This window comes from Neobacillus paridis (assembly GCF_016765675.1).
Lineage (GTDB): Bacteria > Bacillota > Bacilli > Bacillales > Cytobacillaceae > Neobacillus > Neobacillus paridis.
In genome coordinates, this window is sequence record NZ_JAESWB010000005.1 from 211,222 (window position 1) to 231,291 (window position 20,070).

Annotated in this window: 19 protein-coding genes; 6 read left to right on the forward strand and 13 right to left on the reverse strand. The window is 39.9% G+C overall.

The features are described 5' to 3' along the window. Positions 1-105: 105 nt before the first annotated feature. Positions 106-570, reverse strand: a complete 465-nt coding sequence (locus JK635_RS00995; protein ID WP_202651540.1) for an OsmC family protein — start codon at positions 568-570, stop codon at positions 106-108. A gap of 376 nt (positions 571-946) precedes the next feature. On the opposite strand from JK635_RS00995, the gene JK635_RS24045 reads away from it, so the two are divergent. The 4 genes from JK635_RS24045 to asnB all read left to right on the forward strand — a co-directional run bounded on the left by JK635_RS24045 (position 947) and on the right by asnB (position 9,113). Next, positions 947-1,270 (forward strand): MFS transporter, encoded by a 324-nt coding sequence (locus tag JK635_RS24045; protein WP_235887800.1) that lies wholly within the window; start codon positions 947-949, stop codon positions 1,268-1,270. Further along, the gene (locus JK635_RS24050; protein WP_235887801.1) at positions 1,227-1,586 is read left to right on the forward strand and encodes an MFS transporter; all 360 of its coding nucleotides are present in this window, start codon (positions 1,227-1,229) and stop codon (positions 1,584-1,586) included. The genes JK635_RS24045 and JK635_RS24050 overlap by 44 nt, the downstream gene beginning before the upstream one ends. A 992-nt stretch (positions 1,587-2,578) precedes the next feature. Further along, a complete protein-coding gene (gene gltB, locus JK635_RS01005; protein WP_202651542.1) occupies positions 2,579-7,075 on the forward strand; it encodes a glutamate synthase large subunit in 4,497 nt (1,498 codons plus the stop codon). 184 nt (positions 7,076-7,259) lie between these two features. Next, on the forward strand, positions 7,260-9,113 hold the full coding sequence (gene asnB / locus JK635_RS01010; protein ID WP_202651547.1) for an asparagine synthase (glutamine-hydrolyzing): 1,854 nt from the start codon (positions 7,260-7,262) through the stop codon (positions 9,111-9,113). A gap of 376 nt (positions 9,114-9,489) precedes the next feature. Here asnB and JK635_RS01015 read toward each other — a convergent pair whose 3' ends face one another. The 4 genes from JK635_RS01015 to JK635_RS01030 form a co-directional block, all read right to left on the reverse strand. After that, positions 9,490-10,602: an alanine/ornithine racemase family PLP-dependent enzyme gene (locus tag JK635_RS01015; RefSeq protein WP_202651548.1), complete on the reverse strand. Its 1,113-nt coding sequence runs from the start codon at positions 10,600-10,602 to the stop codon at positions 9,490-9,492. Further along, entirely contained in the window at positions 10,599-11,696 is a 1,098-nt protein-coding gene (locus JK635_RS01020) for an N-acetyltransferase DgcN family protein (protein WP_202651549.1), read from the reverse strand. The genes JK635_RS01015 and JK635_RS01020 overlap by 4 nt, the downstream gene beginning before the upstream one ends. Positions 11,697-12,556: 860 nt before the next feature. Continuing rightward, entirely contained in the window at positions 12,557-12,961 is a 405-nt protein-coding gene (locus JK635_RS01025; RefSeq protein ID WP_202651550.1) for a DnaA N-terminal domain-containing protein, read from the reverse strand. A gap of 37 nt (positions 12,962-12,998) precedes the next feature. Further along, positions 12,999-13,871, reverse strand: a complete 873-nt coding sequence (locus JK635_RS01030) for an SDR family oxidoreductase (protein ID WP_202651551.1) — start codon at positions 13,869-13,871, stop codon at positions 12,999-13,001. 147 nt (positions 13,872-14,018) lie between these two features. Between JK635_RS01030 and JK635_RS01035 the strand changes: the two genes are divergently transcribed. Then, positions 14,019-14,213, forward strand: coding sequence for a putative periplasmic lipoprotein (locus JK635_RS01035; protein WP_202651552.1), 195 nt, complete (start codon positions 14,019-14,021; stop codon positions 14,211-14,213). Positions 14,214-14,272: 59 nt separating this feature from the next. Here JK635_RS01035 and JK635_RS01040 read toward each other — a convergent pair whose 3' ends face one another. Both JK635_RS01040 and JK635_RS01045 read right to left on the reverse strand, forming a co-directional pair. Continuing rightward, positions 14,273-14,761, reverse strand: coding sequence for a prolyl-tRNA synthetase associated domain-containing protein (locus JK635_RS01040; RefSeq protein WP_202651553.1), 489 nt, complete (start codon positions 14,759-14,761; stop codon positions 14,273-14,275). Between the two features lie 216 nt (positions 14,762-14,977). Further along, positions 14,978-15,364: a hypothetical protein gene (locus JK635_RS01045; RefSeq protein WP_202651554.1), complete on the reverse strand. Its 387-nt coding sequence runs from the start codon at positions 15,362-15,364 to the stop codon at positions 14,978-14,980. A gap of 329 nt (positions 15,365-15,693) precedes the next feature. Between JK635_RS01045 and gad the strand changes: the two genes are divergently transcribed. After that, entirely contained in the window at positions 15,694-17,106 is a 1,413-nt protein-coding gene (gad, locus tag JK635_RS01050; RefSeq protein WP_202651555.1) for a glutamate decarboxylase, read from the forward strand. A gap of 313 nt (positions 17,107-17,419) precedes the next feature. On the opposite strand, the gene JK635_RS01055 is transcribed toward gad, so the two are convergent. From JK635_RS01055 to JK635_RS24065, 6 genes are all read right to left on the reverse strand, one after another. Next, positions 17,420-18,271 carry a DUF6612 family protein gene (locus JK635_RS01055; protein WP_202651557.1) on the reverse strand — a complete coding sequence of 284 codons (852 nt, stop codon included), beginning with the start codon at positions 18,269-18,271 and terminating at the stop codon, positions 17,420-17,422. A gap of 396 nt (positions 18,272-18,667) precedes the next feature. Next, positions 18,668-18,928 (reverse strand): CGCGG family putative rSAM-modified RiPP protein, encoded by a 261-nt coding sequence (locus tag JK635_RS01060; RefSeq protein WP_202651559.1) that lies wholly within the window; start codon positions 18,926-18,928, stop codon positions 18,668-18,670. 146 nt (positions 18,929-19,074) lie between these two features. Further along, entirely contained in the window at positions 19,075-19,212 is a 138-nt protein-coding gene (locus JK635_RS01065; RefSeq protein ID WP_202651561.1) for a hypothetical protein, read from the reverse strand. A 95-nt stretch (positions 19,213-19,307) separates the two neighbouring features. Further along, entirely contained in the window at positions 19,308-19,625 is a 318-nt protein-coding gene (locus JK635_RS24055; protein WP_235887802.1) for a hypothetical protein, read from the reverse strand. Further along, the gene (locus JK635_RS24060; RefSeq protein ID WP_306792891.1) at positions 19,540-19,869 is read right to left on the reverse strand and encodes an MFS transporter; all 330 of its coding nucleotides are present in this window, start codon (positions 19,867-19,869) and stop codon (positions 19,540-19,542) included. The genes JK635_RS24055 and JK635_RS24060 overlap by 86 nt, the downstream gene beginning before the upstream one ends. Continuing rightward, on the reverse strand, positions 19,797-20,039 hold the full coding sequence (locus JK635_RS24065; protein WP_235887803.1) for a hypothetical protein: 243 nt from the start codon (positions 20,037-20,039) through the stop codon (positions 19,797-19,799). Before JK635_RS24065 ends, JK635_RS24060 begins: the two co-directional genes overlap by 73 nt. Positions 20,040-20,070 lie beyond the last annotated feature (31 nt).

Genomic DNA, 20,070 nt, shown 5'->3' on the forward strand with positions numbered 1-20,070 from the left:
ATTTTTTCATTTTTTTAAAAACTTTCACTTCTAAAAACAAACGATTAATTTCACTCGTTAAAAAAATTAGGTACCACCGGCCATTTGGCGGTACCTAGGCTCTGTTTAATTAACTGTCACAACTTTACGTGGTTCCAAAATAATTTCATTCCGTTTTAAATTAACAGGATTGGCGATTGTATCCCCGACCGGGCAAGTGTTTTCGATAAATGAAACAAATTCTTCCACTCTTTCACGCGGAGCATCGGTAGCAATGTGTATGTTAAAACGAATCTCGGAATAACCGCGGCGAACATCAGATATATTCATAAAACCGTCTGTATCCAAATCACCCTCTACTTCAACCCACAAATTATCAAACTCGATTCTAAATTTTTTAGCATAGACACGAGCCACAATAGCCTGACAAGCACCCAGAGCAGCTAGCGTCAATTCGACAGGATTCATTCCCGTATCTGTGCCCCCTAATTCCTCTGGCTCATCAATCGTAACCTCAAAATTTCTCGCCTTCGCCTTCACCTGAACTCCTTCCTGTAAATGAGCGGTTGCTTTAAAAGTAGTCATTGGCATAGTCATTCTCCCTTTCGTTTTTGATTTTTTCAAAAATTAACTACCAACTAAAGAGTATGACCTTCCAATCCAAAAGTCTATAGATTTTTTGTGAATTTTTTCACAATATTAACTCTAGAAAAATCAGCAATTTAGTATCTGTTTTAAAACTGCCTCTCTTGATTTCCATTTATAGAAAAATTCAGCTATTGAAGATACATGATCTATTTCCTTCGCTGTTTTGAATCAACGTAACAATCACGTACTGCTTATTGATCAAAGTGATTAATAATTAGGATCTCCCCCTTGAACTTATAAGTAAATGTAGAAAAATTCTTTACCTTTCCATTTTGAAATAGTTTAATAATGAGATAGCGCTAATGGGTGGGGATATACAATGAATAAAATAAAGAAATATATCAGCCAGTTCAATCCCATCGTTTGGGTTTTATTAATAGGTACCGTTCTAACAAGGGCATCTTCCTTTATGACGCTTCCTTTTTTATCTATTTACCTATATCGGCATCTGGATCTTTCACCGCTTATCATTGGTTTTACGGTTGGGATAAGCCCATTAATGGGAACTGTCGGCGGATTTATCGGGGGGCATTTGTCGGATCGGTTCGGCCGTAAACCTATCATGCTGACAGCCTTATTTACTCTAGCATTAGTGTACTATGGCTTTACCATTGCCAATGGTGGCAGGGTTAATTGGATTTAGCTTTATTAATGGCTGGATGACGGCAATCCTGGCAATGGGGCTATTAACGATTGGGGAAATCCTAATCTTCCCGGCTAATAGCATGATGGTCGACAATTTAGCCCCGGAACATCTGCGTGGCACATATTTTGGTGCCAGTCAGTTTAGGAAAATTGGTAACTTCCTTGGTCCGATTATTGGCGGATATTTTTTAGGCCACATTTCTGGTCAATTCATGTTTTGGATTATTTCGATCGTCTCTCTTAGCAGTATTATTTTCTTCACGGCCGGACACAGAACGTTTCTTAAGACAACAACAATTGAGGCTGAATCATGATAGATCTTTTTTAAAAATCGATGTGTCAGTTAATTTAAGTAACATGCAGGTCTCCTCTTCTGGATTCATGGTGATTTTTCGTTATCGGTTTTATTTTTTGGACGAAAAAAAGCAATTCAGATTTAGTGTACCTCAACAGAAATAGTTAAAAACCGTGTCATTTTCTGAAATTTAGGTTATAATATATATGAGAAATTCACAAATTAAAAAAGACCGAACATGCTGCTACATGTCCGGTCCAGCAATAGACGGTTCCCTTTTAGGGGGTCGGCTAAAAGGCAGAATGATCCACCTGAGCCGCTAACTCAAGGGTGGATTATTTTTTATGGTTAAACGACAGTATGGTAACGATTAAACTTGCAAAACCAATCGCAAACATTAATGATTCAAAAACCGTCATACAGCATCACCCCCTTTCTACTTTGGGAGTGTGCCGACCACCCTTGAAAAATCCTATTCTATTGCCTATTTATTTTAACATACCTGTTAACTATTTGGAACATACGTTTCTATTTTTAATATGAAATTTATTTCTCCACTTAAGTTCTTGTTGATTTTTTAGTTTACATAATATTATTGCAGTAAATACTATTTTGCTTATTCCTTATATTGAGTAACTGTCCAAGACCATTTTCACATGTGCTCCGTTGTCCCTTCATCGCTTCAAGCGAAGGGATGCTCACGTACCCCGAAGTCCCTTAACAACTGATCAGCACCACCTGTCTCCTAATATTAATCCAGTTGAAAATACATCGCAAACGCACTGATCATTTTCAAACACATCTCAATAATAGATTAATTTCATAAAAAATTGATATTGTTCAGATTGATTGTCTTGTCATAAAATATAACACAAGAAAAATAATTCAAAAAAGTCTAATATTTTACTTTAACTGATTGGAAAACCCATAAAAGTCACCCATTTTCCGAGTGTGATTAATTGGGTTTGAATTATTATTCTGCCAACACCAGCATTAAGAAAGGGTGAGAAGATGCAATACTGTCAACAACCTACTAAACAAGGATTATATGATTCTAAATATGAACATGATGCCTGTGGAATTGGATTTATTGCCGAATTAAACCGCGGCCCTTCCCATCACACGGTGAAGCAAGGCATATCGATGCTTCGCAGATTAGAACACCGCGGAGCGCAAGCCGGTGATTCGCAAACAGGTGATGGTGCTGGAATCTTGACTCAGCTGCCTCATCTGTTTTTTAAGAAAGTTTGCCCACAATTGAAGATGAAAGGTCAAGGAAGCTATGGTGTCGGTATGGTGTTTCTGCCCCATGATGCCGAATTAAGAAGACAATGTGAGGAAGCATTTCAAGCCGTCATCAAGGAAGAAGGACAGCAGCTGCTCGGTTGGAGAACCGTCCCTGTTGACGATTCAACGATCGGAGAAAATGCCAAAAACAGCCAGCCCTTTATTCGCCAACTTTTTATTGGCAAAGCCAATTACTTAACTGATGAAGAAGAATTCGAAAGAACGCTTTATGTCATTCGTAAACGGACAGAAAAAAGGATTCTACAAGGGCAGCTTGCCGGGAATGAAACATTTTATGTGGCCAGTCTTTCAGCAAGAACGATTGTCTATAAAGGAATGTTAACTCCTGAACAATTGGAGCAGTACTATCTTGATTTACAAGATGAAGCGTTTGAATCGGCCTTTGCCCTTATTCATTCTCGTTATAGTACCAATACATTTCCTAGTTGGGAAAGGGCTCACCCAAACAGAATGTTAGTTCATAATGGTGAGATCAATACGCTCAATGGCAACATAAATTGGATGAAAGCCCGGGAAAAAATAATGGAATCGCCTATCTGGGGTGATAAGATAAAGGATCTGCTCCCGATCATTGACGTAAATGGCAGTGACTCCTCTTCATTCGATAACTGTTTAGAATTTTTCGTCCGCTCTGGAAGATCATTGCCGCATGTAGCGATGATGATGGTGCCAGAACCCTGGGAGAAAGATATCTCAATGGATGACTCCTTAAAAGCTTTTTATGAATTTCATAGCCAATTAATCGAGCCATGGGATGGCCCCGCAGCCTTTGCCTTTACAGATGGAGAACTGATCGGAGCGATGCAAGACCGCAATGGACTCCGCCCAGCCCGCTACTATGTGACTGTAGACAACACCATTATTTTTGCATCGGAAGCAGGTGTTATTGACCTTGAGCCCGATCAAATTCTTGAAAAAGGAAGATTGAGTCCGGGAAAAATACTTGTGGTCGATGTGAAAAATGGACGAATCATTCAAGATCAAGAGGTGAAGGAAAAAGTAGCAAACGAGCTTCCTTATCGGCAATGGCTGGAGGCAAGCCGGCTTCACCTATATCCTTCAACGGTTCAGGACGAAGAGCCAATAGATAGCAACCTCCCCATTGCCAAATATCAGCAGGCATTTGGCTATACGGTGGAGGAATTAAAGAAAGTCATTGGTGCCATGGCTGTTGAGGCAAAAGAACCGATTAATTCCATGGGGAATGACATGCCACTAGCGGTTCTATCGAATCACTCACAGTTATTGTACAACTATTTTAGACAACTGTTTGCCCAAGTAACAAATCCGCCAATTGATGCGATACGAGAACAATTTGTTACGTCCACCGTTACTTTTCTTGGAGCTGAAGGGAATCTCCTCCATCCAACTGAAGACAACTGCAGACGGATCCGCTTAGACACGCCGATTCTGTCAGACCGCGAACTTGCGCTGCTAAAAAATCAAGAGAAAAGCGGTTTTAAAGGAAAAGAATTTCCGATCATTTTTCAAGCTCAACAGGAAAATACTTTAGAAACAACCTTACAGGCTCTTTTTGAAAGCGTAGATAAGGCTATCTTGGAAGGAGTTTCCCTCATTATATTGTCGGATAAATATTTGAATCAAGAATTAGCGGCGATACCTGCCTTGCTGGCTGTCAGTGGGCTTCATCACCACTTAGTCCGAATGGGAACAAGGACAAAAGTCAGTCTGATTATGGAAACTGGCGAGGCCCGGGATGTTCATCAATTGGCCATGCTAATTGGCTATGGTGCGGATGCCATTAACCCTTATCTTGCCATCGCCAGTATCCGCGATATGATAAAGAACGGGGAACTTGACGAAACGATCCCGATTGAAAAAGCGGTTCAAAACTATATCAAAGCGGCAACAGACGGAATCGTCAAAATCATGTCCAAAATGGGCATCTCTACGATTCAAAGTTACCGTGGCGCACAGATTTTTGAAGCGATCGGAATATCTCGTGAAGTGATCGATCACTATTTTACTGGAACAACATCCAGCATTGGCGGCATTAGCCTGGAAGTCATGGCAAAAGAAGTCCTTATGCGCCATCAATTAGCCTTCCATCATGAGGAACCATCACTGAATCCAGGTAGTGATTTTCAATACCGGAAAAATGGAGAGCTCCATGCCTTCTACCCTACTGCTATCCATACGCTGAAAAATGCCTGTCGGAAAAATGATTATCAACTGTATAAAAAATATAAAGAATTAATTCACGAGGAACAGTTTATTTTTATTCGTGATTTGCTTACCTTTAAAGACAGCACACCGATTCCGATTGACGAAGTGGAACCGATTGAATCGATTGTCCGCCGCTTTAAAACAGGTGCGATGTCTTATGGATCGCTGAGTCAAGAAGCTCATGAAACATTGGCAATTGCCATGAACCGGCTTGGCGGAAAAAGTAACAGCGGCGAAGGCGGCGAGCATCCTGACCGCTATATTCCCGATGCAAACGGGGATTCCCGCCGCAGTGCGATTAAACAAGTGGCGTCTGGCCGGTTTGGGGTCACTAGTCATTACTTGGTCAACGCTGATGAAATCCAAATCAAAATGGCTCAAGGGGCAAAACCGGGTGAAGGCGGCCAGCTTCCAGGAGATAAAGTATATCCGTGGATTGCGGAAGTGCGCGGTTCTACCCCTGGAGTCGGGTTAATCTCACCGCCGCCGCACCATGATATTTATTCCATCGAAGACTTAGCACAGCTGATACATGATTTAAAAAACGCTAATCCAAAGGCAAGAATTAGTGTAAAGCTGGTTGCAAAAGCCGGTGTTGGAACGATTGCTGCTGGTGTAGCCAAAGGATTAGCTGATGTCATTTTAATCAGCGGCGCTGACGGCGGAACCGGAGCAGCACCAAGATCAAGCATTAAACATGCCGGAATTCCATGGGAGATTGGACTCGCAGAAGCCCACCAAACCCTCGTCTTAAACGGCCTGCGTGATCGTGTGGTCCTGGAGGCGGATGGAAAAATGATGTCGGGGCGCGATATCGTTATGGCGGCATTGTTAGGCGCTGAAGAATTTGGTTTTGCCACTTCGGCCTTAGTTGTATTAGGCTGTGTCCTTGTCCGTCAATGCCATTTGAACACATGTCCTGTTGGAATTGCGACACAAGATCCGGAATTACGGAAAAAATTCCTTGGAAAACCTGAACATGTTGAAACATTCATGAGATTTATCGCACAGGATGTCCGTGAAATTATGGCCCAATTAGGCTTTCGAACGATGAATGAAATGGTCGGCCGGGCCGATTTATTACGTCCAAACAGCCAGCTGAAAACACATTGGAAAGCAAAATATATTGATTTATCAAATATCCTTTATCATCCTTCATCTGCAAATGGTCAGTTGTATCAACAGAAACAGCAACAACAGCATCGACTTGAACAATCACTTGACTATAACGAACTGTTAATGACATGTGAACCAGCACTGCAGAGGAGACAAAAAGTAAAGGCTCATTTCCTGATTCAAAACATAAACAGAACAGTTGGTACTCTATTAGGCAATAAACTTTCGACCCGTTATGGCCGGAAAGGCTTACCAGAGGACATGATTGAACTTACCTTTAAAGGTTCTGCGGGACAAAGTTTTGGAGCCTTCATTCCACAGGGAATAACGTTAACTCTTGAAGGTGACGCCAATGATTACATTGGCAAAGGCTTATCGGGCGGAAAAATCATCGTTTACCCATATAAAAACTCGATTTTTATCCCAGAGGAAAATACCATCATCGGCAATACCGCTTTTTACGGGGCAACATCAGGTGAAGCCTATATTTGCGGGCTCGCCGGTGAACGTTTCGCGGTAAGAAACAGTGGTATGAAGGCTGTCGTGGAAGGGATTGGAGATCATGGCCTGGAGTATATGACGGGAGGTGTCGTAGCCGTCCTTGGCCCTGTCGGAAAAAACTTTGCAGCTGGAATGTCCGGCGGTATTGCTTATGTTCTAGCCGAAGACACAAATACCTTCCACCAGCAGTGTAATCACACGCTAGTCGATCTCGACCCGTTGGAAGAAGAGGACCAACAGCAGCTTCACCAACTGTTAAGCAAGCATTTTTACAACACAGGAAGTTCACGGGCATCCTATATCCTCACCCATTGGAAAGAACATATAACGAAATGGATAAAAGTCATTCCTAAAGAATATAAGAAAGTTTTACAGCTGCAAGAAGAAGCACGTTAAGGATTGCGCTATTAATGAGAACATTTCTTATTGTATAGGGTTTTATCAGAACTACTGTTCATTCTTGCGAAAGAGCCCAACATTTTATAATATCCCCTGGAGAAAGGCACTGATGGACAGTTTTTGTTGATATTTTAATATTGTATAAGATTATAAAAAAACGCTAGCGAAAGAGTGATGACAAATGTGTGGAATGACAGGATGGGTTGATTGGCAACAAGATGTAAAACAACAAGGTTTCACCGTTCAAAAGATGGCAGAGACATTATCGAAGCGTGGTCCTGATGCTTCCAATGTCTTTTGTGATCATCACGCTGCACTAGGTCATACAAGACTCATTGTTATCGATCCAGCCGGCGGCGCTCAACCGATGACAAAGAAATCGATATCAGGGCAAGCATATACCATTGTCTACAATGGCGAGCTCTATAATACAGAAGACCTTCGGAAGGAATTAGCTTGCAGAGGTTATTCCTTTCACTCTCATTCCGATACAGAGGTGCTGCTCACAGCCTATATCGAATGGGGAGAAAACTGTGTAGAGCGATTAAATGGGATATTTGCCTTTGCGATTTGGGACCATCAACAGGAAAAGCTTTTTATGGCAAGAGATCGATTAGGTGTCAAACCATTATTTTATAAACATCTCCATCATACACTCCTGTTTGGATCCGAGCTTAAAGCGATTTTGGCGCATCCAGATGTGAGAGCTGAGGTCGATCGGGAAGGATTGCAAGAATTATTTGGCTTAGGACCTTCCCGAACCCCTGGCCATGGGGTTTTTAGAGGAATCGATGAGCTGCGGCCTGCTCATCTCCTCATTTTTAATCGAAACGGACTTACGATCAAACGCTATTGGAATGTGGAAAGCCGCGAACATCACGATTCATTAACTGAAACGGTAGAAAATGTAAGATTCCTGGTAAAAGATGCAGTTGAAAGGCAGTTAGTGGCAGATGTTCCCGTTTGTACGTTTTTATCTGGTGGACTTGATTCAAGTGCCATCAGTGCAATTGCTTCTCAGTTTTTCAAAAAAGAAGACAGAGGGACGCTCCACACGTTTTCCATTGATTATGAAAACAACAGTGAATATTTTCAATCAAGTATGTTCCAGCATGATGAAGATCGGCCATGGATTGATAAAATGGTCCACTATTTAGGAGTTGTTCATCATCCCACGTTGATTACCCAAGAGATGCTCGCCAAAAGATTAGAAGATGCGGTAATAGCAAGAGATTTGCCTGGCATGGCTGACATTGACTCCTCCCTCCTCTGGTTTTCTGAAGAAATCAAACATGATTTCACGGTTGCGTTGTCAGGTGAATGTGCTGATGAAATCTTTGGTGGCTATCCTTGGTTTTATAAAAAAGAATTGTTGCATGAGGATCATTTTCCTTGGATGAAATCGGAACAGGAACGACACGAGCTTCTTTTGCCACATTGGCAGCAAAGGCTCAATTTAATGGATTATGTGAAAGGTAGATACAGAGAAACATTAAAGGAGGTTCCACGATTAGATAGGGAACATTCGATCGAAGGTCGTCGCCGGGAGTTATTTTATTTGAATATCGTTTGGTTCATGGCGACATTACTAGAGCGAAAGGATCGGATGAGTATGGCCGCCAGTTTGGAGGTACGTGTTCCGTTTGCGGACCATCGACTGATTGAATACGTATGGAACATACCATGGGAAATGAAAATGCTCAATGGCCGGGAAAAAGGGATTTTGAGAAAAGCGTTAGAAGGCTTCCTCCCCGATGACATTCTTTATCGTAAAAAAAATCCTTATCCAAAAACCCACAATCCAAAATATTTAAATCTCGTTAAAAAGATGCTATCCAAGATAATCGACAATAACACAGCCCCTCTGCTCGAACTCGTATCCAAACAAAAGGTAAAAGAAATTATTGAATCAAACGGGTCCTCGTTTAAAGTCCCCTGGTTCGGTCAGCTGATGACAGGTCCGCAGCTGATTGCCCATTTGGCCCAAATAAATATGTGGCTTGAACGGTATCACGTCAACATTCTTGATCAATGAGCTATGAATGTTGAGAAAATGATTTTTTCCTTCTTTCTCAATAACCACTTAAAAACTTGACCATAAAAACCCCCTAAGCCTGAATTTCAACTCCACTTAGGGGTGTTCACTTCAAAATTTATGTCTTTAATTGGTTGTTACATCATTGTAAGTTAAAGAACACCTGTCCGTCCATTAGTTCTTCGTAACGGAGCTGTGCTTTTTACAAAGGAGTTCTAAATCCGAAACTTTGGTTTTTTAGTTTTCAAAATTTAAACTCATTGTAATATTTCTAATATTGAATCCCAGCTCAACTTACTAAAAAGTGTAAACAAAAAGAGGGACAAAAAACTATGATATATTTTTGCCCCTCTCTATTCCTTAATTTATTGTATTTCTAGGCGGGTGTCCTTGTTAGCGAGTTGTACCTTTTAGAGGTTTGGCGTGTGTATGTTTTATATACATATGGGGATGTCATGACAGAAAGTAAAGCACCATAATTGAGGAAAAAGGCAACTTCCTCGCCTGGTTTTAAATGGATTTGTTTTGTATTTAGGATGATATGATCGCTGCTCGATCCTATAATTTCAACCGGCAGCACAGGTGATAAGCCCGAGACTAATACATCCTGCCTCCCAACTCCAACAATGGCTCTTCTCATCAAACCATGGTCTTCAAACGATATTCTTTCCCCAAAAGCATTTCTTCCCCTAATACCAGATGGAACAGATGGTTTGAGTTTCGATTCAATGACTTCCGCAACGAAGTAAAAAGCATCAGGGTATAGTCCGGGAATGACTTTTCCTGAAACGGGATCTCGCCCCAAAAGAATCGACTCCCCAAGGCGAATGTTATTTACCGAACCGGCATCATGGGTATTCATCAGCCAAGTGTAATTTGCAGAGTTTCCGCCGGATACGATGGGAAGCTTTATTTGAAATTCCTTTTGAATTTCGTTGACAAGATTGGAGAACTCTTGCATTTTTTTCACTGTCGGCACAACTCCACCAAAGCAGGCAAAGTTCGTGCCGATCCCAGCCAGCTCAATCCCTGGCAGCCTTAAAACTTCACGAATAAAGGCAGGAGCATCTTTCGGCAAAATCCCCTCTCTTAAGTCCCCCATTTCCACCATAATGATGATGGAGTGAATTTTATTCTGCCTTCTTGCTTCTGCTGAGAGAGCCCGAATAATTTCAAGCTCTGTATTCATGCTGATGTCAGCAAACTCAACAACCTGCTGCACTTCACTCAGAGCAGGTGTCCGTAATAAAATTAACTTAGATTTTAAACCGGCCATTTTCATTTTTCTAATATTTTCAATCTTGGAATCAGCAAGACTGGTAATCCCTGCCTCCACTAACGTTCTTGCCACTTCCAGATTGGCACAGACCCCTTTAACAACCCCTGAAATCTGAATCCCTTTCTCGCCATATAATTTCTTTAACACCTTCGTGTTATGACGGATTTTTTCTAAGTTTATTTCAATTCTAGGCGTGATTTTACTGGTCATATCGCGACCATCCTTGACATTTCTTGTTGTTTTTGTTTTAAAGAAGGGAAAAATTCAATCATGCTGTCAGCTACTTTTTCGGGTCCCTTTAACAAAACATCTGTCGTCGGCAATTGGAACTGCTGCTCATATTCCAGGATCGTTCTCTCGATCTCCCGTTCCGTCATGCCTTCATGATTTAGTGTAATCGAAATGACCTTTGTATGACCAACATATTCAATTAGTTCCAACTCACTTCGAAGTGAAGGCATTTTCATAAAAGGAAAGTCTCCTAATACCTTTCTTTTTGGCGGGTGCTGTAAAATTACGGCTTTAGGGCGTGATCCTTTTAAAATACTAAAAGAGCTGCCATATGCTGGGTGGCTTAAAGCTCCTTGTCCTTCCACCAGGATAACATCCGGTTTTTCGATTTTGTTAGCCTTAATAATTTCATTTTCCAATTCACCAATCACATACTGCATGGGGAAAGCATCAACGGCAAGCCCGTATGAGGCCCCCTGGATTAATCCAGTTTGCCCTGTGGCAATAAAAGCTGTTCGAAAGCCTCTTCGTTTTAATTCTTGTTCCACAATCATAGCAGTTGTCCGTTTTCCACAGGCACCATCAGTACCTAGGAACGCAACAATCGGGGTTTCAATTTGGAGGATCCTCCCGGTGAACATTTTCCACTCTTTTTTCGGTTTGGGTTTACGAATATCTTGAATGGTTACTCCATGCTTCTTTGCATATTCAACCATTTCTTCATCATCCGTCAGGAATTCCTGAAGCGGGTTGATGATATGCATTCCTGCTTCCATTGCCTTCTTTAGGATCTCTCTTTCACCTGCTTGCAAAAAGGCATTAGAAGGAGCAATGCCAAAAATAAAATACTGCGGTTTAACTTTTGAAACCCTAATTGCTTCCTCCAAACTGCTGCAGATGGGGATCCCGTTTCGTTTCTTGTCCAGGTATTCCCCTGCATCCCTTCCAGCTTTCGTGCTATCGATAACAGCATCAATTTGATAGTAGCCCGGGTCACGTATTAACCCGTTTGCGGTCTTTCCATCCATGGAACCAAATTGATTTTCACAATAAATGATTGCTCGTCTTTTCATTGACAATCCCTCCGTTTAATGTGAATTCAATTTTAGCCGTAAATTAAGTTAAACGATGATCATCATGTTCTTCGTGAAAAGCTTCAGATGTGGTTAATTCATTACAATTCCAACAATAACTTCTAGTATTCTCCCATTTTGAAAGTGGTTCACCACAATATACGCATTCATAGTCCAACATTTTTATAACACCTCTTCAAAGTGATTCCTTAAAGTTCAGAAAATAAGCTATGAAAACCAGCAACAATATTTTGAAAAATATATGAGGATTGGCATAGATTAAGTTCCGAAATTTTTTTGGTGAAATACTTTTAATAGTTTCACATGTTTGCCTAAACATTTGAACTATGGCTCTAATATTCCGTCCATTCAATAATGCATTACAACAAATTTAATCATAACGGACAAATCTCATAATCTCACCTCCTTAAATAATGTTGTTAGCACTCAATATCATCGAGTGCTAACAATTAAAATATACAAAAAAATAAAAGAGAATTCAATACATAACCTATAAATTTCGAATAGTTTCACATTTATAAACTTTAGGACGTTATAGACGGTACCCTTTTAGAAGGTTGGCAAAAAGGCAAAAGGATCCACCTAAGCCGCTGACTTAAGGATAGATTTTTTCCAAATAAGATGTTCTCTTTTGAGGTACAGCATAACAGCAAATCGCAATTCAAATAGGGTAATGTTAATCGGAATATCTCCGCTTATATTTGCTAAATAAGCCTCCCCTATATACATTAGTCGGAAATTATCAGCCTATCCCATTTTGGAGTTTAAAGAAAATAAAAAGCATAGTGTTCCCATGCTTTTTCATAAGTTATTTAACTTGTTTTTTCACTTTTTGCACTTCAAAAGAGAACCCGTTGTTTTTCCAAAGCCTGTACCCTTTTCTCAAGTTCTTCTATTTTCCGCTGTTGCTTTAGCAGGATCTCATTCTGTTCTTCGATTATTTTTTTAAAATCAAGATAAGAGGCACTATTAGCGGGACTTGAAAAAGCCGGGTAATTATTCTCTAATTGCAATTCAACGCCTGCAATCTTAATCTCATAAGTTTTTTCAGATATTTTATTGACTGTTTCAGATATTAAAGAATGGTATCGCTCCTGTAACCAGTCTGCCGCAAATGAATTTTTTGGTTTTATTAGAAGCGTTTCTCCGATGATTTCCGCTTCAGTACCGGCAAACCAAGTTTCAAAACTAGGTTTTGAAATTTTTTCACTTAATTTTGTTAAAACCTCAGACCAAAGGTCCATTGGGGATCACACCTTTAACTAAATTTATAAAATTTTATTATTTTGTTTGTGAAATTGCATTAACAAGTTGAGTCAGTGCTTCATTGATCGGCGTAACAGGACGTCCAAGAACTTTTTCAAAATCATGGCTTTTAACAGCTAATGAACCGTTCCGAATGCTTTCTTGAATTCCTACTGTAATCGGAATCACAAAATCAGGTAAACCTAAGCCTTTCATAATCTCAGCATATTTTTCGTCACTAACTTGTTGTACAGGTATATTTTTACCCAATACCTTACCAAGAGCAGATGCCAATTCTTCTTGTGTTAAAAGTGGACCAGAAAGTTCATACACTGTATTTTCGTGACCGTTTCCAACAAGAACCGCTGCCGCTGCATCTGCGTAATCTTGTTGCAGTGCCCAGCCTACTTTACCTTTTCCAGCGGAAGTTACCCACGGGGCTCCTGCTATAGCACCTTGAATGCTTCCGATTTCGTTTTCCAAATACCAATTGTTACGCAAGAAAGAATATGGGATCCCCGTCTTAATGATGGCTGCTTCTGTCGCAACATGAGTTGGAGCGAATAAGTTGTTGCTTTCCGTTGCATTGGCTAGACTTGTATAAGCAATAAATTTTACCCCTGCACGCTTGGCTGCTTGAGCTACATTTGCATGTTGACGAATTCTTGTTTTATTATCGCCATCCGCAGAGATTATTAATAAACGATCAATCCCTGCAAAAGCTTTCTCTAAGTTTTGCGGCTGATCAAAATCACCATGGCGAACTTCCACCCCACGTGCCCGAAGTCCCTCCGCTTTTTCCGGTTTTCGAACACTTACTGCCAGTTCACTTGCAGGTATAGATTTCAATAATGATTCTACAACCTTTGAACCTAATTTCCCTGTTGCTCCTGTAACTAATATTTTCATTCTTATCCTCCCATTCAGTTTTCCTGTAACAACAATAATGACATGTATTTATTTATTTTTCTCTTTTTCCTAAATCGTATTAAAAAAAACACTAACCTGAAACAAACATCTAGAGTTTTCCGTCTATTTTCAAAAGGGGTGCTGCCAATGAAAAAATGGAGTGTCTTCGTTTTATTTATAGTTTTATTAACCGGCTGCCGCTCCACCCCATTTAGTCCAGAAATATCAATTGATTGGGTTGATTTTGTGAAATGGGATGGCAAAAGTTATGATGGCATACCGTCCATAAATAAAGTGAAACTTCCATCAGTGGGGTCTCCCTCATCCCCAACTGATGGTTAGTCCCGTTCTACTGTCCCATGTCCAAGTAAATTATATTCTTAACCTAAACAATAGTTCGTCTACATTTCAATAAAATGAATGGTATTTCCATTCGTGCGAATGAACTTTAATAAATCCGCAAATGAAATCCAGACTGTTGCGGTATTGTCATTTGGGTGAAATCCGAGCTGTTCTTTTCCTTCCAAGCTGCTATCCAACACGATTTCGACCGCCGCGTCAGAATCATTGATGACTCCAAGTGGGGTCACCGCACCCTTTTGCAATTGTAAATAATGCTGCAGTCTTTCATCAGAGGCAAAACTTAACCTTGTGCACCCCAATTGTTCCCGAATGCTTTTTAAATCAGCCTGTTTGTCCTTGTCTATAACAACAAGAAAGTGACGCTTTCCTTTTGCATCCCGTAAAAATAAATTTTTACATACCGCTCCATGTTCAGTAATTTTCAATTGATCCATTTCTTCTATTGTAAAAACAGCTGGATGATCCAGCAGTTTATACTCTATTCTCAAGTTTTTTAAATGATCTAACACTTGTTGTTTTTGCGACATTTGCTCTACTCTCCCTTTCTGTTTGTTTGATTTTTCATTTGCAGTTTCCAATTCGTCTTTCATATAACAAAGATATTGATAACATCTATTATACAGAAAAAAAACAAGTCAGTATTATCCTTTGAAAATCAACTTATTCCCAAATCATTATTTTTGTCTTATTGGCTGCAGTTCAAGCAACGTAATAGGCGGCAAAAATACATCAAGTGTTTTTTGTCACAACGTTTCATTAAAGATCGTTTTTATAACCTTTAAGATATCATGGTCTGGTTGATAATAATGGCCATTAAATTCAGTTGATGTGAACTCAAATGTTTGACTTTCACTATCGTAAAGTGTGACCCGATATTTATAGCCCTTCATCTCCCTTTGGTCTTTATCTGGAATCAGCTTAACATTTTTCACTTTTACTAAAAACTTATTGATAATGGTCTTATCCGTTATGGACTTTAACTCTCCCGTACTGCCACTGCGAATTTCGATCTTAGAAACCTTGTTTAAATCTTTATTGTATAGCTGTTCAAACGTTACTGTCTTCAGACCATTATAACCTACCAGCAAATAAAGGACTGTTAACATGTAGAGAACACTTCTGACCCTCATAATTGCCTCCTAAAGGGATTATAATTATCCAATATTACCATTTTGCATAAAATAACAAATTTCTTTAATGCTTTCTATTATATATTCTTCAAATGACGGGTGTTTACCTTTTAAAAACGGCCCTATGGCTCAAAATTCGCTGCAAAGATACTAGTAATTGAACCACTTTTCTTTGTCACATAATGTTGATAATAATATTTCGGATTAGAATTAACACGGCTGATATTGGTTGAAGTGAAGAAAACATTGCAAAGAATGATGAATATTTCATGCCCGTTCTTCACAAACCAATATAAGAAATCTTATTCCCGTGAAGGAGTGGATCCTATATGCCACAATGGCAACCGCGGCGCACGCAAATTAAACAAAGGATGATGCCTGCAGAATTCTCGGTAAATCCTCTTTTTGCCCGAAAAGGAGAAGAGGCTGTTCCACGTTTTCAAATGCGAGATCAAGGCATGCTGCCTGAAACTGCCTATCAAATTGTCCACGATGAAATTGCACTGGATGGCAATGCCCGTCTCAATCTTGCCACATTCGTTACCACCTGGATGGAACCCGCTGCAGATCACTTATATACCGAATCAGTCGACAAGAATATGATTGATAAGGACGAATATCCACAAACAGCGGCGATCGAGGAACGGTGTGTGCGAATTTTAGCCGATCTCTGGCATTCACCCTCCCCGCATGATACGATTGGAGTTTCGACAACGGGCTCATCGGAAGCGTGTATGCTTGGGGGACTTGCGTTAAAGCGGCGCTGGCAAAACGCGCGCAGGAAACAGGGCAAACCAGTTGACCGGCCCAATATCGTATTCAGTTCCGCTGTCCAGGTCGTTTGGGAAAAATTCGCCAATTATTGGGAGGTGGAACCACGATATGTAAACATTACTCCAGATCATCCTTATTTGGATCCCGAAGGTGTACTCGCTGTCGTAGACGAAAATACGATTGGTGTGGTGCCGATTCTTGGAGTGACCTATACCGGTCTTTACGAACCAATCGCCGCGATTGCGAAAGCCTTGGATGAGCTCCAAGCTAAAACGGGTCTCGATATTCCCATCCATGTGGACGCTGCTTCCGGCGGGTTCATCGCACCGTTCCTGCAGCCGGACCTGATATGGGATTTTCAGCTTCCCAGGGTGAAATCTATCAATGTTTCCGGTCATAAATATGGTTTAGTTTACCCGGGGCTTGGTTGGGTCATTTGGCGTGAGGCGGAAGATCTCCCTGAGGAACTCATTTTTCGAGTGTCATATTTAGGCGGAAACATGCCGACGTTTGCTTTGAATTTCTCACGGCCCGGTGCCCAAGTCCTCCTGCAATACTATAACTTTCTGCGTTTAGGCAAAGAGGGATACTATCAGGTACAAAAGGCTTGTCAAGATGTGGCACATTTCCTCAGCAAGGCAATTGGGGACATGGGACCTTTTGAACTCTATTCAGACGGCTCGGATCTTCCTGTATTTGCTTGGCGGCTGAAAGAAGGATACGCATCCAATTGGAATCTCTATGACTTGTCCCGGCAATTACGCACATTTGGCTGGCAAGTACCAGCATATCCTTTACCTCCAGACATGGAAGAGGTTACGATAATGCGCGTTGTGGTTCGTAATGGTTTTTCTATGGACTTGGCTCACTTGTTCTTTGAAAATCTAAAACAGTCCGTTTCCTTTCTGGATTCCCTTGATGGTCCAATTCCCCATGATACTAAATGTGATAATGGTTTTCATCATTGATCCAGGAAAATTACCAAAATATTTCTACAAAAAAGGCTATCCAAAAACTGAGTCAATGTCGACCTTTTGGATAGCCCCTTGTAGAAACGTCACTTTTATTATAGGATACACTGGATCATACCCCTAGTATAAAGTAGTTATTTTACAAAATCGGATCACTTTTTTACAAATTCCATGCATAATTTTACATAATCCCGATCCTTTTTTACGAAGGTTGGGATAAAATGGGTTTGTATCTTTAAATATTCATATTAAAAAAGGACTTTAGAAAAAAGTCAGCTAACCAACCCTTTTCCAAGCCCCATTCCCTTATTTATTGCACTTTTTTAGCATTGTCTAATACTTCCTGAGGTACTTTAATTTCTCCTAGTTTATTGTAATTGGAGTAAGTACTCTTCATCTCTTGTTTCAAATTTAATTTTTGTCCTTGGATAGCCATTTCCATTTCCTGATTCGTATTTAACACAGCAATATTGAATGTCTTTTTATCAATGAAAATTTCATAGTCAACATTTTTAAATTTTATGTTTTGAAGAACATCGGCATTTTGCTTGAGTGCATCCGGCAATAATTTTTCGGTATTTTCCTTTAAAAATTGATTAAACTTTTCACCAGATGCTTTCAACTTCAATATATATTGAGTATCATTTTGTTTAAATGAAAAGTCATCGACGAATTGCTGTAATTGTTTAAGTTGCTCTACCGGGTTGGCTTGCTGCTGGGGCATTTGTAAAACTTGCTTGGAAAGCTCTCCAGGCATTTGCATCCATTGTTTTGAAGTCGGATCCTTAAAGAAGAAACCTTCTTTTGCTAAATATGACTCTGTATTCATCGCTTGGTTCTCAATAGAATCATCTCCGCCGGTAACATTCATTTTCATATTTTGATGCATCGCCATTGGATTTAATACCATATCAACAGATATTGTTGACTGAATGTCCATTGGTGATTGTTGATCTGGCACACTCATAGTTTGCTTAAGTTCCATATCTGAATGGACACTTTTCAAACTTTTGGATGCAGTAGTTGTTTTTGTAAATACTTCTTCAAGTGTTAAGCTTTCTTTCTCTTTCGTTTTTGAATCGACTGGATCTGCTTTCTGGCTGCAGGCAGCTAAACTGAATAAGAGCAAAAACGAAAGTAAACTGATAGCAAATTTTTTCATAAAAAATTATCCCCCTTTTGATATCCTTATTATATACTTAATGAAGGTTTAAAAGGTTTCAAAAAAATAAAATTTACAAAAAAAGGTAAATTCTCTTCGAAAAAAACATAAAAATACAGGTCTAAAGAAGGTTGGAAATTGTTGACTCTCGGTATTCAAAGAAGAGGTTGGGCAAATTCTACTTGAACATTGCAAAAAGATTCCAGGCACGCCGTTAATCAAATGTTTGAAACATTATTAATTAATGTGCAATGGTTCTGTTAAAAAAACAAAATGGAACAGATGCAGTTATTTTAAGGAGAATACTAAAAAAGTCAGGCACCAACCATAATAACGGTGCCTGACACTTTGCTAAAATGACTTGGAGTTTTTGATCGTTAGTAAAAACCTTTAAATCTAGTTGTTTTTCCATACTCTTAACACATATCCTCCACAGCCACATTGATCGATAAATTTTACATCAATTTCGTTTCCGAAAGCTTGCTTCAGCTCTTCAGTTAAATAATCATCAGGATTTCCAAAGGCAGCAGGAGTTACAATGTTTACATAGCAACCGTTTGCTGTCTGTTTTACGGCATCGATTGCGTCGTTTATCACTAATGAACGGTCCGTTTCATATTCATTATGTTCAAGTGCGATTGACCAATTCTTTTCCATATCCATCACCTCTTTACTTATTTTAAAACGAATAAAACAAGCGGATGGTGATATATTTCACTTGCTTAGAAAACTTGACAAATGGTTATAGAAATAAAAAAACTATCTTTCCATGCACTAACACAAAAAGATAGTTTTTTTGGCTTTTAATGTTTTTTAACCGGAGTGACAACCGCAAATAAACTTTCCGCGGGGTCAGATACATTGAATTCAATGATATTGTATCCGTTTTTCCCGTCTTTGCATTCATTTTGTTTGGATGTTTGTAATTTAACATTGCTCATTGTTCTTACTTCCTCTCATACATTTTTCCCACACAGAAGTTACTATATGAAGGACTTTAAAAAATGTGCATGGATTTTTGTATTATTTTCACTACTTAAACTGCATCCCTTGCACCAATCTTTTTTACCGAAAGAATGGCCATTAGGAAAAGGGCAACGAACATATAAGCGCCCCCGCCAATTAAACCTAAGGATCGTGGTGTCATGTATTCTAAAGCGAAGCCGGATAATAGCATCGAAAGCCCCAATAAAGGGTTACTGATGGAGGCCAATAATCCAAACATGGTTCCATGATGTTCCTCGGGAATTTCCTTCATCAGCACCGTATCAAAACAAGTATTGCCAATCCCCGACATACATGCGGCAGCGCAAAACAGGATAAATGCAACAGCGACAAAATGGGTTCGGCTCAATAATACGATTCTCTTTATAAACCAGCTGTGGGATGGCCGATTTTCTCGTAGGGCTATAAATGGCCTCCCCTGCGGCTAACATAAAGGTACTTACGTAGACGATCCAAAGGTCCTCTTTACCATGAACCATTAGAAAGGATAAGGCAAACACAATCCGTACGAGATCAGTTGTTACCAAGATGTTTTTTCGTGAAAAACGGTCTGCCAGTCTCCCTCCGATTGGTGCAAAAATGAGATAAGGCAGAGCCGAATGGCTAAGGTCACACCGACAGCTAGACCGGAACCAGTTAACTCTAAAATGAGAGCAAGAACCGCGACAGAACTAAACCGGTCCCCAATCCCATTCACTACCCCTACCAGAAATAACCTACAATAATATTTTTCTTGTTTTACAAAAGACGCAGTAAATTTCATCACCTTCTTTTATAAATATCTAATTTGATAC

Bases quoted from the DNA above. Each gene is read 5' to 3' on its own strand.
- JK635_RS00995 (WP_202651540.1), bottom strand. From the start codon at position 570: ATGCCAATGACTACTTTTAAAGCAACCGCTCATTTACAGGAAGGAGTT.
- JK635_RS24045 (WP_235887800.1), top strand. From the start codon at position 947: ATGAATAAAATAAAGAAATATATCAGCCAGTTCAATCCCATCGTTTGG.
- JK635_RS24050 (WP_235887801.1), top strand. From the start codon at position 1,227: ATGGCTTTACCATTGCCAATGGTGGCAGGGTTAATTGGATTTAGCTTT.
- gltB (WP_202651542.1), top strand. From the start codon at position 2,579: ATGCAATACTGTCAACAACCTACTAAACAAGGATTATATGATTCTAAA.
- asnB (WP_202651547.1), top strand. From the start codon at position 7,260: ATGTGTGGAATGACAGGATGGGTTGATTGGCAACAAGATGTAAAACAA.
- JK635_RS01015 (WP_202651548.1), bottom strand. From the start codon at position 10,602: ATGACCAGTAAAATCACGCCTAGAATTGAAATAAACTTAGAAAAAATC.
- JK635_RS01020 (WP_202651549.1), bottom strand. From the start codon at position 11,696: ATGAAAAGACGAGCAATCATTTATTGTGAAAATCAATTTGGTTCCATG.
- JK635_RS01025 (WP_202651550.1), bottom strand. From the start codon at position 12,961: ATGGACCTTTGGTCTGAGGTTTTAACAAAATTAAGTGAAAAAATTTCA.
- JK635_RS01030 (WP_202651551.1), bottom strand. From the start codon at position 13,871: ATGAAAATATTAGTTACAGGAGCAACAGGGAAATTAGGTTCAAAGGTT.
- JK635_RS01035 (WP_202651552.1), top strand. From the start codon at position 14,019: ATGAAAAAATGGAGTGTCTTCGTTTTATTTATAGTTTTATTAACCGGC.
- JK635_RS01040 (WP_202651553.1), bottom strand. From the start codon at position 14,761: ATGTCGCAAAAACAACAAGTGTTAGATCATTTAAAAAACTTGAGAATA.
- JK635_RS01045 (WP_202651554.1), bottom strand. From the start codon at position 15,364: ATGAGGGTCAGAAGTGTTCTCTACATGTTAACAGTCCTTTATTTGCTG.
- gad (WP_202651555.1), top strand. From the start codon at position 15,694: ATGCCACAATGGCAACCGCGGCGCACGCAAATTAAACAAAGGATGATG.
- JK635_RS01055 (WP_202651557.1), bottom strand. From the start codon at position 18,271: ATGAAAAAATTTGCTATCAGTTTACTTTCGTTTTTGCTCTTATTCAGT.
- JK635_RS01060 (WP_202651559.1), bottom strand. From the start codon at position 18,928: ATGGAAAAGAATTGGTCAATCGCACTTGAACATAATGAATATGAAACG.
- JK635_RS01065 (WP_202651561.1), bottom strand. From the start codon at position 19,212: ATGAGCAATGTTAAATTACAAACATCCAAACAAAATGAATGCAAAGAC.
- JK635_RS24065 (WP_235887803.1), bottom strand. From the start codon at position 20,039: ATGAAATTTACTGCGTCTTTTGTAAAACAAGAAAAATATTATTGTAGG.